Annotated in this window: 9 protein-coding genes and 1 tRNA gene; 4 read left to right on the top strand and 6 right to left on the bottom strand. The window is 43.1% G+C overall.

Annotation, left to right across the window (positions count from 1 at the left end; translation table 11 throughout):
- Positions 1 to 183 precede the first annotated feature (183 nt).
- Positions 184 to 4491, bottom strand: a complete 4308-nt coding sequence (locus V7K79_RS23590) for a DUF4347 domain-containing protein (protein WP_335050969.1) — start codon at positions 4489 to 4491, stop codon at positions 184 to 186.
- Positions 4492 to 5106: 615 nt separating this feature from the next.
- Here V7K79_RS23590 and V7K79_RS23585 point away from each other — a divergent pair.
- Positions 5107 to 6735: a serine/threonine protein kinase gene (locus V7K79_RS23585; RefSeq protein ID WP_335050967.1), complete on the top strand. Its 1629-nt coding sequence runs from the start codon at positions 5107 to 5109 to the stop codon at positions 6733 to 6735.
- 111 nt (positions 6736 to 6846) lie between these two features.
- Here V7K79_RS23585 and V7K79_RS23580 read toward each other — a convergent pair whose 3' ends face one another.
- The 5 genes from V7K79_RS23580 to V7K79_RS23560 all read right to left on the bottom strand — a co-directional run bounded on the left by V7K79_RS23580 (position 6847) and on the right by V7K79_RS23560 (position 14714).
- On the bottom strand, positions 6847 to 8028 hold the full coding sequence (locus V7K79_RS23580) for a CapA family protein (protein ID WP_335050965.1): 1182 nt from the start codon (positions 8026 to 8028) through the stop codon (positions 6847 to 6849).
- A gap of 209 nt (positions 8029 to 8237) precedes the next feature.
- Positions 8238 to 8322: transfer RNA gene (locus V7K79_RS23575), tRNA-Ser, on the bottom strand.
- Positions 8323 to 8841: 519 nt separating this feature from the next.
- Positions 8842 to 9279 carry a DUF6918 family protein gene (locus V7K79_RS23570; RefSeq protein WP_335050963.1) on the bottom strand — a complete coding sequence of 146 codons (438 nt, stop codon included), beginning with the start codon at positions 9277 to 9279 and terminating at the stop codon, positions 8842 to 8844.
- 220 nt (positions 9280 to 9499) lie between these two features.
- The gene (locus V7K79_RS23565) at positions 9500 to 12841 is read right to left on the bottom strand and encodes an efflux RND transporter permease subunit (RefSeq protein ID WP_335050961.1); all 3342 of its coding nucleotides are present in this window, start codon (positions 12839 to 12841) and stop codon (positions 9500 to 9502) included.
- Between the two features lie 226 nt (positions 12842 to 13067).
- On the bottom strand, positions 13068 to 14714 hold the full coding sequence (locus tag V7K79_RS23560) for a mechanosensitive ion channel family protein (protein ID WP_335050959.1): 1647 nt from the start codon (positions 14712 to 14714) through the stop codon (positions 13068 to 13070).
- A gap of 368 nt (positions 14715 to 15082) precedes the next feature.
- On the opposite strand from V7K79_RS23560, the gene ahcY reads away from it, so the two are divergent.
- The 3 genes from ahcY to V7K79_RS23545 all read left to right on the top strand — a co-directional run bounded on the left by ahcY (position 15083) and on the right by V7K79_RS23545 (position 16977).
- Complete coding sequence (gene ahcY / locus V7K79_RS23555; RefSeq protein ID WP_335050957.1) at positions 15083 to 16360, top strand: adenosylhomocysteinase; 1278 nt, start codon at positions 15083 to 15085, stop codon at positions 16358 to 16360.
- Positions 16361 to 16531: 171 nt separating this feature from the next.
- A complete protein-coding gene (locus tag V7K79_RS23550) occupies positions 16532 to 16672 on the top strand; it encodes an ankyrin repeat domain-containing protein (RefSeq protein ID WP_335050955.1) in 141 nt (46 codons plus the stop codon).
- 92 nt (positions 16673 to 16764) lie between these two features.
- Positions 16765 to 16977, top strand: coding sequence for an ankyrin repeat domain-containing protein (locus V7K79_RS23545; protein WP_335050971.1), 213 nt, complete (start codon positions 16765 to 16767; stop codon positions 16975 to 16977).
- Positions 16978 to 17020 lie beyond the last annotated feature (43 nt).

Below are 17020 nucleotides of genomic sequence, written 5' to 3'. Positions count from 1 at the left end.
GCTGCAATGAATCAATTTAAACCCTCTTATGCTTCTGGATGATTTAGCTCCTAAACTACTTGCTTATTCCGGAAAGTGACAGAAGAGGGATATCTCCAGAAACTAATTATGCGCTATTCAAAATCCTTATAGAGACGTAGCCAGTGCTATAGCTGTTATTTCACTCCAGGCTAGAACTGAGTACTAGACGATAACGTTAGTACCGACTACCAGATTTGTAGCCGTGAAATTATTCAAAGTCGCTAAGGTCTGATTGTAATAATCATTAACTTGTGTAGAAATACCCGATTGCACAAACGTTAGGTAGCCATCACCAATGGGATTACTGCCACTGTAGCCGTCACCTTTAAGCACATCAGTAAGGACTAACTTATCCTCGCTCTGATTAAAGTCAGTAATCGTATGATTAGTGCTAGAGACTTGGTAGATGAACTGGTCACTACCGCTACCGCCACTCAGGGTATCCTTATAATCACCAGCAAATAGGATATCATTACCAGCACCGCCACTAAGGTTATTGCTACCTTGACCGCCAATTATAATGTCATCACCAGCACCACCAATAAGAGTATCGTTACCTGTACCACCGCGTAGCAGGTCGTTGCCACTCTTGCCATTGATGTAGTCATCACCCTCTTGACCATTTATGACATCATCTGAGTTTTCAAAGCCATTGACATTGTTATTTAGGTCATTGAGAAAGGTAACTGTATTTTTGTTGAAGATGGTGTTTTGAGTAGAGTTGGGATTGAAGACATCAAAGCTGTCACGAATGCTGCTTTGCCCATCAAACAAGATATTGCCCAGCGTTGATAGGTTGTCTAAGTTTTCCAAAGGAAAGTTTTGCAGGATAACTTCGTCATCAGCTACGCCTTCAAAAGTGATTTCCAGATTGCTAGTATTCTGGGTGAGTAACAGATTTCGGGCTGTCAATCCAGTACCTTGGAATTTCAGGGTATCCAATTCGCTAGCGATCGCTGCCGAGGGATTTGAGCCTTTACCTAACCCACCAAAATCGGTGATCGTATCAACACCGTCACTTAAGTTGTAAACAAATTCATCTTTGCCGCCACCACCAGTTAGGATGTCGTTGCCTTGATTCCCTGTGATGATATCATTCCCGGCTTGAGCATTAATTATATCACTGTAGTTTTTGCCCATTAGATTATCAGCGCCAGTGGTTCCGGTCAGACCGTTAAACTCTAAGGCACCAATATCAACTGTACCCTCAGATATTCTGTCAAATCCAGCGCCACGTTGGTCGGTGGTAATACTTGCTGGAATCAGAGCATTCTTGCCTGCGTTAATTGCAGGACTATTCTCAAGTAATGCATGAGTCAAGGTTGCACCGCCGTTATTTTGCAGTGGGGTAAGTTTGGGATTAATGGGGTTAGCGCTGGTGCCAACGAGGGTGCTGATAATAAAGCCAGTACTACCAGTGCTATTACCAATCAAGTTACTGCCGAGGTCGGTGAAGCTGCCGAAAACGTCCCCCTGTAAGCCAAAGTTGCCTGCAATGATAGTGTTACCAACAATCACAGTGCCATCAGGGTCATTGAAAACGCTTCTACCTTGGCCGTAATAAAAGTCATGAAACTGACCGTCGTCACCAAAAGCAGAACTTGGGCTGATGTAATTATTAGTAATAGTGCTGTTAATGAGAGTAAGAGTGCCTTTGTTAGAGATGCCGTTGCCCTCTATATAGGATGTATTGCTAGAGACAGTACTATTGTTAAGGTTGAAGGTGCCTTGGTTAAAGATGCCGCCGCCGTAGGTCGCCTCACTGTTAGAGACTGTGCTTGCCGTTATGCGGAGGTTGCCTGTGTTAAAGATGCCACCGCCGTAGCTATTTGCTAATTCAGCACCAGGTTCTCCACGGGTAGAAAATAATACGGTATCCAGGTGATTACTAGAGACAGTACTGTTAGTTAGGCTGAGACTGCCTTTGTTGAAGATGCCGCCACCATAAGTATCTCCTCTATTATCAGAGACAGTGCTTCCCGTTAATTTAAGATTACCACTGTTAAATATGCCACCTGCTAGTGACGACCCCATATTATCAGAGACAGTAGTGTTAGTCAGGCTAAGGCTACCTCTGTTAAAGATACCGCCTACCGACCCCCTATTGTCAGATACAGTGCTATTGGTCAAGCTAAGGCTGGCATTGCTATTGATCAAAATACTACCAAAGGCATCCCTAGCATTAGCAATTTTCAAGTTATTAATGCTTGTATCTGTTCCTGTACCTGATATCTCGAACACGCCAGAGGCATTATTCCCACTGATAGTCAGGTTAGATACCCCAGTTCCCAAAATAGTTAGATCGTCGGTAATCGTCAATTTCCCAGAGGTGAGGGTAATGATATCTGGGGTGGCATCGGCGAACACGCCCGCAAAGGTAATGGTATCTGCCCCAACGGTAGCATTAGCATTGAGAATAGCCTGCCGCAACGATCCTGCTCCTGAATCGTTAGTATTAGTCACTACTGTGTCAGTATTAACGGCTGGTGGACTAGTGGACTGGACTTCATAAGCACCAATATCCACTGTATCGTCGGATATTCGGTTGAATCCTGCGCCCCTTTGGTCAGTAGTAACACTACCAGTAACTAGAGAATTATTGCCTGAGTTAATAGCGGGACTATCGGCAAGTAAAGCATCAGTAAAGGTTGCACCACCGTTATTTTGTAGAGGGCCGAGTTTGGGGTTAATGGGGCTGGTGCTAGTTCCTACTAAAGTACTGGTAGTGAAACCAGTACTACCAGTGTTATTACCAATCAGGTTATTGCCTGAGTCGTTGAAGCTTCCAGCCAGATCGGGGTAGATATTTGCGGGGGTGGACTTATCGAAGTTGCCTGCAATAATGGTGTTCCCAACAGTAATAGTTCCACCATCGTTAAAAACACCACCACCGTCGCCAGTACCATCGCCGTCTGAGTCAGCTGTATTATTGGTAATCGTGGTGTTGATAAGGGAGAGGGTGTCGTTATTATAGATACCGCCCCCGTTATGGGTTGCCTTATTACCAGATACAGTACTGTTAATCAAGATTGCTGAACTCGATCTATCAAAATTCTCCTCAGAAAAGTATGAGTTAGAAATGCCCCCTTCCCTATTGCCAGAGACACTGCTATTGGTAAGTTTAAGAAAGCTACCTAAGTTAGAGATGCCTTCTGCTCTATTGTCAGAGACACTACTATTGGTGAGACTAACGAAACCAGAATAAAGAGAATAAAGGCTGCCACCAACATCATTAGCGATACCACTTTGCGTATTACTAAAGACACTGCTATTAGTTAAATTGACTGTACTACCAAAGTTAGAAATACCGCTTCCTGTATTGCCAGAGACACTGCTTCCCATTAGGTTGAGGAAGGCAATGTCAAGATTATTAATGATCCCGCTTCCTGTATTACCAGAGACACTGCTTCTTGTTAGGTTGAGGATACCAGAGTTATAAATGCCCTCTCCCGTATTGCGGGAGACATTGCTATTAGTAAGCCGAAGAATGGTACTGGTATCGACTAAAATACCGCTGCCATGATAATAATTAGTATTGATATTACCATTAGCAACGGTCAAACCATCAATGACGGCATCTGTTCCTATGCCCGATATCTCAAACACCCTGGAGGCATTATTGCCGCTCACAGTCAGCTGAGATGCCCCAGTTCCCAAGATAGTCACATCATCGGTAATCGTTAGTTGTCCAGAGGTAAGGGCGATCGCATCTGGGGTGTTATCCGTGAATACACCCCCAAAACTAATCGTATCATCCCCAGAAGTAGCATTGGCTAAGTTAATTGCCTCTCGGAGTGTGGTGATGCCGTTGTTCGCATCGCCATCATCCGTATCTCCGGTATTATTCACCGTGAACGTTGCTAATACTCCTGGGTAAGCTTCTCGCGTTGTTTGTACAAACGCAAGATTTACTTCCATGTCAGCAGTGCGGACTTCCAACTCCCAGTTACCACCTAATGCTGCATTGCCAATCCGCTGACGGGAAGCCGCAATATTTGCTCCTGTGAGTTGGTGCAGTTTTTCTACAAATTCTGCCCCGGCATCACCCGAAGCCACATTGCAACCATAGATAAGTAAATTACTGGGGTTATCGCTTTTGCCAGAGGCTGAAAATATTTTCTGCCATTGTTGGAGTTGCTGGCTGTATTCGTCGAGGGTATCAAGTCCTAAATGTGTGTTGCCCAATTGTAAGCAACCTGGGACACCGTGGCACACAATATGAATATCAGTCAAATTCAAGCAATGTCTAACGGCAAGCTGCTGCGCGTCTACCCAATTCGCCAGAATTTTCGTAATTTGTTCAACACCGTTCTGTGTCGAGTCAAGCACGAACACTTGGGCATTATCAAGCACGCCATTGATTAAATCGCTATAGTCTTCAACCGCCATGTCGATGAAGACTAGACTATGGGTATATGAGGTAGAAGTTGCGTGATTTTCTGGGAAGTTTGAGGTATGTAACGTTGCCATTTTGTTACTTCGAGCTATGGTAATGGGGGAAACTCAAACTGACTTCAGCCTTGTAATTACAGGGTTTTCACACAACTAATGAGAGAAAAAAACTATATGTTTACTAATGTATTATTCCCTTTGGTTGCTATCATCTAGTAAATTGCCGCTTTTGTAAAGCAATAAAAGTATGTAATATTACTGCGTTTCGGAATTCACTTCTAGTAGATGTACTAAAAATCAGTTTTTATGCTGGTTTATCCTGAAAACCTAAATTTTTCGCCTAAAAACGCGGTTTCTCAAGTTTTGTTAAGATCGGACTATATATTAAATTGATCAATTTGGGTTTTAAATAGCTTTTCTAAAAATGACTTTTATAAAACCTAAAAAATAGCCTTAGCCCGTCTTCCGGTTTAGGCTTGCCGCACTCCCGCGCTATCATCTGAGAAAGATAAAACTGTTGCGATCGTGGAGAGGTCTTTCTCACTTCAAGAATTCCAACAACTAAATCATCCCGTAAAATAGACAGGCAAGAACCCTGGTTGATAAAAATATGGGAAAATTTTTGGGAAATCCCTCAAGACTCAGGACTCGCTACTTATCTGCTCGCTCAGGACTCAGGACTCAGGACTCTTTATGTTAGCAGGCACAATTTTGCAGGATGGAAAATATACCCTAATTCAAGAAATAGGGCGGGGTGGCTTTGGCATTACCTTTAAAGCTAGGCATCACTACTTAGGTCAGGAGGTGGTGATGAAAACCATCAATGAACGGCTGCGACAACATCTTGATTTTGCTAAATTCGAGCGCCAATTCCAAGATGAAGCCAGACGATTAGCTACGTGTATTCATCCAAATATAGTCCGAGTTAGTGACTTTTTTGTGGAAGCTGGACTGCCTTATATGGTGATGGAATACATTCCTGGCGAAACCTTGGGAGACGCATTTGTTTTACCGGGGATAACTTTGCCTGAAGCCACAGCAATTCATTACATCCGGCAAATTGGGGCAGCCTTGCAGGTAGTACACAACAACGGTTTGTTACACCGCGATGTCAAACCAGATAATATCATTCTTCGCCAAGGAACACAGGAAGTAGTACTGATTGATTTTGGTATTGCCAGGGAATTTAATGGCGGTGTCAGGCAGACCCACACAGGTCTGGTTTCTGAGGGTTATTCTCCCATTGAGCAGTATATGACGCAAGCGGCGCGCACACCCGCCACAGATGTTTATGGTTTAGCAGCGACCTTGTATGCACTGTTGACAGCTCAAGTTCCCATACCAGCATTATTGCGCGATCGCGAACAAATGCCTTCCCCTCGCGAATTGCAACCACACTTGAGTGCTGCTGTCAACCAGGCGGTAATGCGCGGTATGGCGGTAGAGTCTCGTTTTCGGCCAGCGACAGTTGCTGAGTGGCTGCAATTGCTACCTGGAAATGAAGTGAATTGGACATCATCGCAAGTCTTACCCACTTATGCAGTGCCAACTGTCAATTTATCTGCCCAACAAGCAGTAACCTTAATCGGGAAAACTGCCCAAAATTCTATTCATAGACCATCTGTGTTGGCGCAGCCCAACCCAGACATCGCCAAAAAAACTGTACTGGCTAAAAAGCTGGGGTCATCTCAGATATTTATTAGTATAGGTGTAGCCCTAGTTGCTGCTATAGCAGGTTTTGGGATTACGAGTATATTACCCAAATCTCAGCAGCAGCCGACTGCAAAGCCGCTTTTTCAACAGCCAACTCAAGAACCAGCAGCGGAAGCACCTAATTTTGATCGTACATCCTCACCCAGAGATAAAGAGACTAACACAACCTCAAGTACCGAAACAGCACCTGCCTCTAATTCCAAGCAGCGTCGGCGCAATCGTCGTTCTTCTCAAGAAGAATTTCCCAGCAACCCCACAAGAGAATCGCAACGCGGGAATTCTGAAAAATCCACACCTTCACCTAGCGTTTCACCCACACCCTCGGTAGTAGAAAAATTACGGACATTCCGAGATCAGCGAAATGCTTCCCCTGCACCATTGCCATTCCCACAAAAAAACTTACCCGCTTCTAGTCAAAATCCTGCGTCTCCTGAATCCCTAAGTCCATCAAAACCTGTACTTATACAACCAGCACTATCAACAGAATCCAAACAATCAGATCCTTCTGCTGTGGTAGTACCAACACTGGAAAAGCAAAATTCACCGACTACTAGTCAACCCCAGAATATTCAGAAGTTCGAGGAAAAGCCACAAGATGACAATAATTAGTCAATTTTAGATTTTCAATTTGGGATTTTGTTAAAGCAGTGCGGTGAGTCCAGTACAGCGCTGACTCCTATTAACTAATTACGAATTACGAATTACGAATTAGTAATTCTTTTAGGAAGGATCGAGCCTATTGTGTACAACAACTTCCCCCTTCTTATTAATCTTCACCGGATTCTTGGGAAAAGCTTGATTATTCAAATAACGCATAAGTCTCACAGTTTGAAAACTCTGGTCGATATGAGGAATTCCCTGCCGATCCATCCGAACAGGAATAATTTTACTTGATACCAAATCTCCTGCTGAGTTGAGTTTAACTTCCAAAATCATTGAGTCACCTGTTTGGGCATTTGTAGATAAAGTCCGATATCCCAAAAAGTTTCCTAAAGAATAGGCAATGATTTTTCCTTTATAAATTTCCATCGCTCTGGGAACGTGAGGGCCATGTCCTAGTACTAAGTCTGCTCCTGCATCAATCATGTTTCGAGCAAACGCGATCGAATTGCCTCGGTTTTCTCCATAAAAAAACTCCGTTTGATTCTTAACGTGTAGTGCCCCCGTTCCTTCCGCTCCAGCGTGCATTGATACTATTACAATATTGGCTTTATTTTTGGCTTCTGCTACGAGTGCTTTAGCTGCTCCTAAATTATGGATGGAATTATACATTTCATAAGGAGAAAACCCGATCATTGCTACGGAGATATTGTTAGCTTTCAAATAAAGAATTTGATTTTTATGACCTAATGTTGCAATGCCCACAGCCTGAAGATTTTTCATTGTATCTTTGAACCCTACCGGGCCAAAGTCCATTGCATGGTTATTTGCCATATTGAACACATTAAAACCAGCTTCAGCAAAAAGCTGGGCGTATGCAGGTGGAGAGCGAAAGGCAAAGACTTGTCCTCGACTAATATCTTTGGCAGTATAGGGATAATTAGTTAGACTACTTTCAAAATTACCAAACAAGATATCAGATCCTTGCAATTGAGTTCTCACTGACTTTGGTAATAATTGATCTCGAAAGCGGGGTAATCTATAGTTAGGGAAATTAGTGCCAGGAATAATATCTCCAACGGCTTTGATGGTAATAGTATCTGGAAAGATTTGTTGTTCTGTTGTTGATGGCGTAAGTTCAGGAATAGTTAATGGAAATTGCACAGGCTTAGTCGGTGTAGTAGCAGCGTTTAATCGCTGTGATTGTCCAAGCCGGATAATGACTCCTATACTAATACCTAGATATAAACAAATGCTGATAAGACTAAATGAGAATACTCGCCCCAAGCTGCGATCTACCATCGTTCACTCCTCACACGATGGCATTAGTTTATCCCAAAAATCTGTGTTCGCGATGTATATTTTAGTGTTTTTTGGCAAATATTTGAGTACGTAAATATTAAACGATAATCCTATTTCACTTGCAAATAAATAGACAAGTTGCTCTAGATTCTTGTTAAAAACAGGTAGATTTCAGCTACATTTTAGTAAATTTTCAATAATCTTTTGAACGGAGAGGGGGGGATTCGAACCCCCGTTGAGTTTCCCCAAAACGCATTTCGAGTGCGTCACCATGAACCGCTCGGACACCTCTCCAAACTATTTATTCAGACATTTGAGTATCTATTCTACATTCAAATGCTGTCAATTTAGGGAAATCTTGCTAGATTCCCGATACTACTATAGCATTATCGCTTTTTTTGCATAATACAATCTTCCAAGAACACCAATACTCAAGTCCAAGATATTTTCCATCATAGTCGTTGGTGAAATTACCTGACGAGTCAATAAAACACACAAATTTGTATAAAGTTGTGAAAAAAACGTTTTTTATCAAGAAAATAGGTGCAAGAAAGCGTTACACATGAGTACGAGTTTGTTTCAATCGGGATAGCTTGGGTGCGTAATTTCAGCTAATTGGAGTTTATATTAAAGCAAACAAAAATAGCTCAACACTCGATTCTATTCACTTCATGATTGAGCAACCAGAGAAATGAGTGAGAGTAAAAGCGTTAGACAGTATTTTTAGATACTTTGTTGGGCTTATCTGAATGTATTGGTTTCAACAATTAATCTACTAAAAGACGCGATTAATCGCGTCTCTACTTTTCTGGCTTAGACCTTAGTGTAATTATTGATTACTTTGGCTAAGTCTGGCACTGCTTCTTCTACGTGCTTTTTGGCTGAACCACGAAGTTTTTCATAAGTCCCTCGCACGATTTGGCGGTTTGACTTCTTGACTCTCCCATCAGTAACACTCAGTAGTGCATCTGCTGTATTAGAGCGATTCGCACTCAGATATTCAACTGGGTCGCCTTTCTCTACGCCTTGACTCCAGATGGGATCGAGAGCTGTAAAGCATTGCGGTAATATCTGCTCAACGACATAGGGAATGTACCCTGGCTTAACCCCCTTTAAAGCAGCAAAGGCAGTTTTCAAAGCGATGCCGCTCATGCCTGACTTGGATGCAAGCTGTCCCTCAATCATGTTGCAACAATCATCTATGACCATAGCCTTTTTGGTCGGGTTCAAAAGTCCGTCGTTAAGTCCCATTTCACTCTTCCTTATCTAAGTACTTAATTTTTATTCGACTAATTTTTTAGCAAGCAGGAAATTACAGAAAATGGTATCAGAGTTAGAGAATGTTGTGGATAAGCTGATACGCTTTTAACCTGTATAGTTTAATAAAGATGCAGGGATGACGAGAGGTCCCCTAACACTGGCAAGCATTCTCAGGTTATCTGCACTTTGCTAGGAGACTGAAGGGCAAAAGTTAGGTTATCCCATCCTGTTGAGACCTGAGTTGTGTCTCTGCCTGACTTGAGCCAGCAGGTAGAGCTTCATGTCTTGTTCCCGAAGCTCCATTTGGAGAATCTGGAGGTTTTGAACCTCCCGATCCCTTCCGAGGTAATATAGCCTGAGCCAAACTCTTAACCAAAATATACAAAATTGGTACTAAGAATAAACTCAAGAATGTCGAAAGCATCAACCCCCCAAACAGCGCTGTTCCTAAAGACCAACGGCTACTAGCTCCAGCCCCTTTAGAGATTACCAAGGGTAAAAATCCTAACAGCGCTGCAAAGGATGTCATTAAGATCGGTCGCAGACGTTCTTGCCCGGCTTTTACTGCCGCCCTTGTGTAGCTCATGCCCTGCTCATGCAGTTGATTGGCAAATTCCACAACTAGAATTGCGTTCTTGGCGGCTAGACCAATCAAAGTCACCAGACCTACCTGGCAATAGATATCATCTACCACTTTGGGGAAGAGGCTACCTACCATGAAAATATTCGATCGTATCCAAAGGGCTGTCATCGCTCCCAAGACTGCTAAAGGAACCGTCAGCAAAATAATGATCGGGTCAATGTAGCTTTCATACTGAGCCGATAGCACCAGAAAGACAATCACGATCGCTAAGGCAAAAATCAAGCCCGTAGCTCCCCCAGATGTCTTCTCTTGAAGATAAGTCCCTGTCCACTCATAACCAAATCCTTGAGGCAAGACTTCTGCTGCAATTTGCTCCATCGCTTTAATTGCCTGTCCAGAACTAGCACCAGGAGCAGGAGCGCCCTGTACTTTGATTGACCTGTACAAGTTGTAATGGGAGATGGTTTTCGGCCCCACAAAGGGAGTAATTTTCACCAAACTGCTCAACGGAATCATCGCACCATTTGCAGAGCGAACATACAGCTTGCCAATATCATCTGGATTAGAGCGGAACATCCCATCTGCTTGGACATATACTCGATACTGTCGCTGTCCCTGCACAAAGTCATTCACATATTGCGACCCCAAGTAACTTTGCAACGTTCCAAAGATATCGTTGAGTTCGACGTTGAGAGCTTTGGCTTGATTGCGGTTTACCTGAATGTCAAATTGGGGAGTGTCTGCGGTGAACTGAGTGAAGACTCCTTGGAGAACAGGATTTTTATTTGCCGCCCCAATCAATTTTTGAGCATTCTCAATTAGGGTTTCAATCGGCGCACTTCCGGTTTTGTCTTGAACGATAAACTCAAAACCACCCGTAGTACTTAATCCTCTCACTGGAGGAGCATTCACAGCGATCGCTCTAGCATCTGTAATTGCAGAGAGCTTTTTGTTCATCCTCTGAAGTATTCCATACACAGACTCAGATTCTTTAACTCTCTCTTTCCAGGGTTTCAGGTTAGCAAAAGCAATACCTAAATTAGAAGCATTACCATCAAAACCAAACCCACTGATCATAAAACTAGCTTGAACTTCGGGAAGCGATGTGACTTCTTTGGCAACCCGCTCCATAACAGATTCGGTGTATTTCAAAGAAACCCCGTCAGGCCCCTGGACAATGACAAAGAAGTAACCCTGGTCTTCCTCTGGAATAAATCCGGTAGGCACTGCTCTGTACATTAAAACCGTTGCGACTAAACCAGTAATGAAAACCCCAATTACAATCGGCTTGACATGGGTAAGGTAGCTAACAAACCCGACATATCGGCGCGTGAACCAGCCAAATCCCCGATTAAACTGCCTAAAGAACCAACCTAAAGGGCCCCGTGGAGTCTGAGCTGGACGCATGAGGATGGCTGCCATACTCGGAGAGAAGGTTAAGGCATTGAAGGTCGAGATGCCAATGGAGCAAGCAACCGTTAACGCAAATTGTTTGTAGACAATCCCAGTAGTGCCCGGAATGAATGCAACTGGAATGAATACCGCCATGAGTACAAGTGAAGTGGCAATGATTGCCCCAGTTAACTCCTTCATGGCTTCGACAGCGGCATCAAAGGGCTTCATGCCCTCCTCTAGTTTGACTGCAACTGCCTCGACCACAATAATCGCATCATCGACGACGATCCCGATCGCCAGAACGAAACCAAATAAGGTCAGTGTATTAATCTGAAATCCTAAAACCAACAGAGCCGCACACGTCCCAATCAGGGAAACGGGGATCGCAACAGTAGGAATGATCGTGGTACGCCAGTCTTGCAAAAAGACGAAAATTACCAAGACCACTAAGACAATCGCCTCAACCAGAGTGTGCAGAACTTCTTCTAAAGAAATTTCTACAAATGGAGTGGTATCAAATGCCACCTGTGCTTTTAGTCCAGGTGGAAAATTCTTCTCTAGTGTTTTGATCTGCTCTTCAACAGCATGAGCAACGTTCAGGGCATTACTACCCGGAAGTTGATATATCCCCAAACCCACGGCTGGCTTGGGAGCATTTCCGGGGATGGTGAATTTGGCATCAGCGAGATAGCTCTCTGCTCCTAGTTCAACTCGACCAATGTCTCTGACCTTAACTAAGGTACTATTAGTAGCGCTATTAATGGCGCTATTAGTGGTGCCATTAATGGTGCTATTAGTGCCACCTTGACTCACCTTCAGCACCATGTCCTCAAATTCCGCCGCATCTTTAAATCGACTGGTTGCCCGTAAAGCAAATTCAAAGCTTTGATTATCTGGTGCTGGTTCCTTACCAATTGCCCCTGCACCCACCTGAATATTTTGTTCTTGCAGGGCGGCTGTAACATCTTGAGGAGTTAGTTGATGTTGGGCAAGCTTATTAGGATCGAGCCAGAGACGCATGGCATATTTGCGCTCCCCAAAAACCCTGGCACTTCCTACACCAGGAAGCCGTTTGATCTGATCGAAAATATACAGATCGACATAGTTACTGATAAAAATGTTGTCATACTCATTATTTTCTGAGTAAAACCCATAAACGAGAAGCAGACTGCTCGATGCCGTTTCAACAGTGACACCTGTTCGTTGAACTGTATCTGGCAGTTGAGGATCGGCAAGTGCTTGTTTATTTTGAACGTTTACTTGAGCAATATCGCTATTGACATTAGTTGGAAAGGAGACAGTTATATTGCTAAAACCATCATTCCCGGTATTAGAAGATATATAAGATACATCTTTAACACCATTAATTTGTCGCTCAATAATGTTGGTGACAGTGCTTTCTGTTGTTTGAGCATCCGCACCAATATTGTTGGAGCTAACGGTGATTTGCACCGGGGCGAGGTCTGGTAGCTGAGAAATCGGCAGGATCGGAATACAGATACTTCCCAGCAACAAAATGATGAACGTACAGACCGTCGTCAGGACTGGACGTTTGATGAAGGTATTGACAAACATAAATCAAGGAAAAGTTCAATACTCGTTAGTAAGGTAGTAGCTTTTTATTAATATAAGAATTTATTAAGGTTTAGTGTAGGCGATCGCGGAAGATTAGGGATTGGCGATTGGCAAGGGACAAGGAAGAAATGTCCCCCTTGTCCCCTTCATCTTTCTACTCTCCTGCGATGAAAGAGGACAGAATTTGGTTTAATCAACTGGAAAATGCGGTAATCAATCTAAATTTCTAATTATCTTTGCCATTACTCTGAAAATTTAACGACTGCTCGTCATTGACCCAAATTGCTTGTTGAGGCACAGAGATAGAAATTCCAGCTTCGTCTAGAGCAACTTTTAGGCGGCGGCGAAGTTCTCGTGCGACATCCCATTGTTTGAGGGGCTGTGTTTTAATCCAGACACGAATAATCAAACCGCGATCGCCAAATTGATCTATTCCCAAAACTTGCGGCGGTTCCAAAATTTGACTCTGCCATTGCATTTCTTGATTCATCTTATCGGCAATAGTTGCAATCAACTTCAAAGCCTCTTCTGTATCAGCTTGGTAGGCGATGGGAATTGTTAAATCGGCTCGTGACCAACGACTAGAAAGATTGGCAACAACTTTAATTTCACTATTGGGAATTGTGATCAAGCGTCCTTCGGAATCCCGCAGTTGGGTCATCCGCAGATTCAGATTTTCTACTAAGCCTCCTACGTCTCCCACATTAATCACATCGCCTAAAGCATACTGGTCTTCTAAAATGATCAAGAAACCGTTAATCGCATCTTTTATTAAGTTTTGCGACGCTAAAGACAATGCAACACCAACTAAACTGGCACCCGCTAGTAAGGGAACGATATCTATCCCCAAGGATACCAGCGCGATTAAGAAACCTACTCCTACCCAGATCACAGTAGTGATACTTTTAGTTACACCAGAAAATGTGGAAACTCGCAGTTGCAGCCGTATAGAACTTTCTGGGGTGAGGAAAGCACCACTGCTAATCAAAGTAGAGGCGAAGCGGTCAATTAGGGCGTAGGTCAAACGAATTGTGACATAGGTTGCCAGACATACGACACCTAATCGCAAAGGAAATTGGGCAGCTGTGAGAATTCCTACCTGAAAACCTCGTGTATAGGGAAATAGACCCAAAATAAAGAAGCTTCCACCTCCCCAAATTCCGGCTTGAACGAGCTCAAACAATCGTTTCTTGGCTTCTTTGAGATGTTGCTGTTGCCGTTGATTTAGTTGTGTTGTAATTGCTTGATCTGCTGGTTTTGGGTAGTTGAAGAGTTCCCTTTGCGGTTGGGAGGCAATGGAGTGTTCTAAATCCTTTTGGGAACGCCGCTGCCAGCCATATAGCCCCAAACTGATAATTACCATTGCTACTCCGGTACCAGCAGCAATTTTACCTTGGTCGATTAGAGATGGAGTTTGTCTTTCTTGCTTTGCTTGTTGCAAGTCTTCTTCTAACGATTCTTTGACTTGATTTGCCGATGTCGATACATCTACCTGTCGCAGTGCAGCATCTTCAGAAGTAACAGTCATTAGATATTGACCGTTGACATAAATTACTGGTAATTCGTTGACTTGGCGAACTTCTACCTTGACTGGTGTTTTTGCTGGTGATTGAAAGTAATTTTGGCCAATTTTCTCCAACTTCTTTTGAATATCTTCTGAACGTTCAGGAAAATTGGTTTTTGTTGCCGCTATTTGAAATAACCGACGACCATCTAAATAAATCCAGCCCGAAACAACTCTGTTATCGGAATCATTACTCACACTGCTAGGAGCTTGCAGTTGCGGTAAAAAAGGAATCTGGGCTGTGGCTTTTGGCACAGATACAACGCCTATGGCCATTGAACTAGCGATCGCCAAAAATTGAAAGCGCACTTGTACACCTCCTTAAGTTAAATCTACTGGTGATTACTTCTATAACTATCCTCTGCAATAACTTTGGGCAGATGTACCTATCTAAAGTTGAAATTTTAAGATTTTTGTTGCCCTCTATCGTTGGACAGATGACAAGATATTGAAAATCAGCATGTAAGGGTAAGAAGAATCTTATTCTTACCAAAGATAAAACAAAAAGGAAGAAGCTGGAGAGGAAGTTGACATTCTGCCGATCAAACGTCAAGCTAGTCCTGAAGACTATTGGCTAGTGATTTGCTTTCATACAAGCAAAAATCGCCAGTAGTAGAATAACCTAATAGAGTGCGTAAACTTTACGTAGTTTTTTTAATTTTTTGAGGTAACTTTTGATGACCGCAACTTCTCCCCGATTAAAGCACGAGGTTAAAGACCTCGGCCTAGCTGCCTTGGGAAGACAGCGCATTGAATGGGCTGGACGCGAAATGCCAGTTTTGCGGCAAATTCGCGATCGCTTTGCTATTGAAAAGCCCTTCGCTGGTTTACGCCTTGTAGCTTGTGCCCACATTACAACAGAAACAGCACATTTGGCGATCGCTCTGAAAGCCGGCGGTGCAGATGCGCTTTTAATTGCTAGCAATCCTTTATCAACACAAGATGACGTAGCCGCTAGCCTCGTCGCCGATCATGAAATTCCCGTCTTTGCTCAAAAAGGCGAAGATAACGAAACTTATAACCGCCACGTTCAAATAGCTTTAGATCATCGCCCCAACATCATTGTTGATGACGGTAGCGATGTGGTTGCAACTTTGGTACAACAACGCCAACACCAAATCGCTGATTTGATTGGTAGCACCGAAGAAACCACCACTGGTATCGTACGGTTACGCGCCATGTTTAGAGAAGGCGTTCTCACCTTCCCCGCAGTCAACGTTAACGACGCCGACACCAAGCACTTCTTTGATAATCGCTATGGTACTGGGCAATCAACCCTAGATGGCATTATCCGCGCCACAAATATTTTGTTGGCTGGGAAGAACGTTGTTGTTGTCGGTTATGGCTGGTGTGGCAAAGGTACAGCCCTCCGCGCCCGTGGGATGGGTGCTAACGTCATCGTCACCGAAATCGACCCCATCAAGGCAATTGAAGCCATAATGGATGGCTTCCGCGTCCTCCCAATGGCTGAAGCTGCACACCAAGGTGATATATTTATCACTGTGACTGGTAACAAGCACGTCGTTCGTGGTGAACACTTCGATGTCATGAAAGACGGTGCGATCGTTTGTAACTCCGGTCACTTTGACTTGGAACTTGATTTGAAATACTTGGCTGCACAAGCTAAGGAAATCAAAGAAGTTCGTCCTTTCACCGAAGAGTATAAGTTGAAAAATGGTAAATCAGTTGTCGTTCTTGGACAAGGACGCTTGATTAACCTGGCTGCGGCTGAAGGACACCCCAGCGCGGTAATGGATATGAGTTTTGCAAACCAAGCTTTGGCTTGTGAATTCCTGGTGAAGAATAAGGGTAAGTTGGAACCTGGTTTGCACTCAATTCCGGTTGAAGTCGATCAAGAAATTGCTCGGTTAAAGTTGCAGGCTATTGGTATCACGATTGATAGCCTAACTCCTGAGCAAATTGAGTATATCAATTCTTGGACTTCTGGAACTTGATACATTAATTAATTGATTTTTTGGGGATAGGTTTTGGGCTTATCCCTTTTTTTTGGTTTCGTACAAAGACGCGATGAATCGCGTCTCTACAGATGGTCTATTTAGAGTCTTCTTTTTTCAAATCAGTATTACTTAAAAAATTAGTTAAGATAAAATTTAAATTGCGGTAAAATGCCGCTAATGTATGTGATAAAAGACAATAGGCTGGAAATTTTAGAGTGGTTAATTGTAGAGGAATTGAATATTAAAGCCATTGATGATTTTGGTAACACTGCTTGTAAGAATTCAGCACCCAGGAGTCAGAAGCCATGAATATATAAGGAGTTTATTAAAACTAGGATATTTATTTATCAAGTCTTTATTTGATTCTTTAACTATTCTGAATTCTGAATTCTTACTCCTGAATTCTTACCACTGCTTTAATAATCGCAGCAAAGTATGGTGCTTCTGATTGCGTCAGAATTTTACTAGAAGCTGGTGCAAACCTTAGCAGAATCAATCATCGCTGTATGTACTATAAGATAGCGATCGCGGTTATATCTGTACTTCACTTAGCGATCGCTTGGATAAGCTGCTACGCAGCTAAATTTAATAAACAGCATTACCTTTGTTTTTAATCTTACGCTCCCATTTAATAACAAGACCTCCTTCATTTAGCAA

It is taken from the genome of Nostoc sp. (genome assembly GCF_036917575.1).
Lineage (GTDB): Bacteria > Cyanobacteriota > Cyanobacteriia > Cyanobacteriales > Nostocaceae > Nostoc.
This window is presented reverse-complemented; position numbering and strand designations above follow the sequence as displayed.

What these genes read in the sequence shown, in the direction of transcription:
- V7K79_RS23590 (WP_335050969.1), bottom strand. Translation starts at nt 4,491, where the DNA reads ATGGCAACGTTACATACCTCAAACTTCCCAGAAAATCACGCAACTTCT.
- V7K79_RS23585 (WP_335050967.1), top strand. Translation starts at nt 5,107, where the DNA reads ATGTTAGCAGGCACAATTTTGCAGGATGGAAAATATACCCTAATTCAA.
- V7K79_RS23580 (WP_335050965.1), bottom strand. Translation starts at nt 8,028, where the DNA reads ATGGTAGATCGCAGCTTGGGGCGAGTATTCTCATTTAGTCTTATCAGC.
- V7K79_RS23570 (WP_335050963.1), bottom strand. Translation starts at nt 9,279, where the DNA reads ATGGGACTTAACGACGGACTTTTGAACCCGACCAAAAAGGCTATGGTC.
- V7K79_RS23565 (WP_335050961.1), bottom strand. Translation starts at nt 12,841, where the DNA reads ATGTTTGTCAATACCTTCATCAAACGTCCAGTCCTGACGACGGTCTGT.
- ahcY (WP_335050957.1), top strand. Translation starts at nt 15,083, where the DNA reads ATGACCGCAACTTCTCCCCGATTAAAGCACGAGGTTAAAGACCTCGGC.
- V7K79_RS23550 (WP_335050955.1), top strand. Translation starts at nt 16,532, where the DNA reads ATGCCGCTAATGTATGTGATAAAAGACAATAGGCTGGAAATTTTAGAG.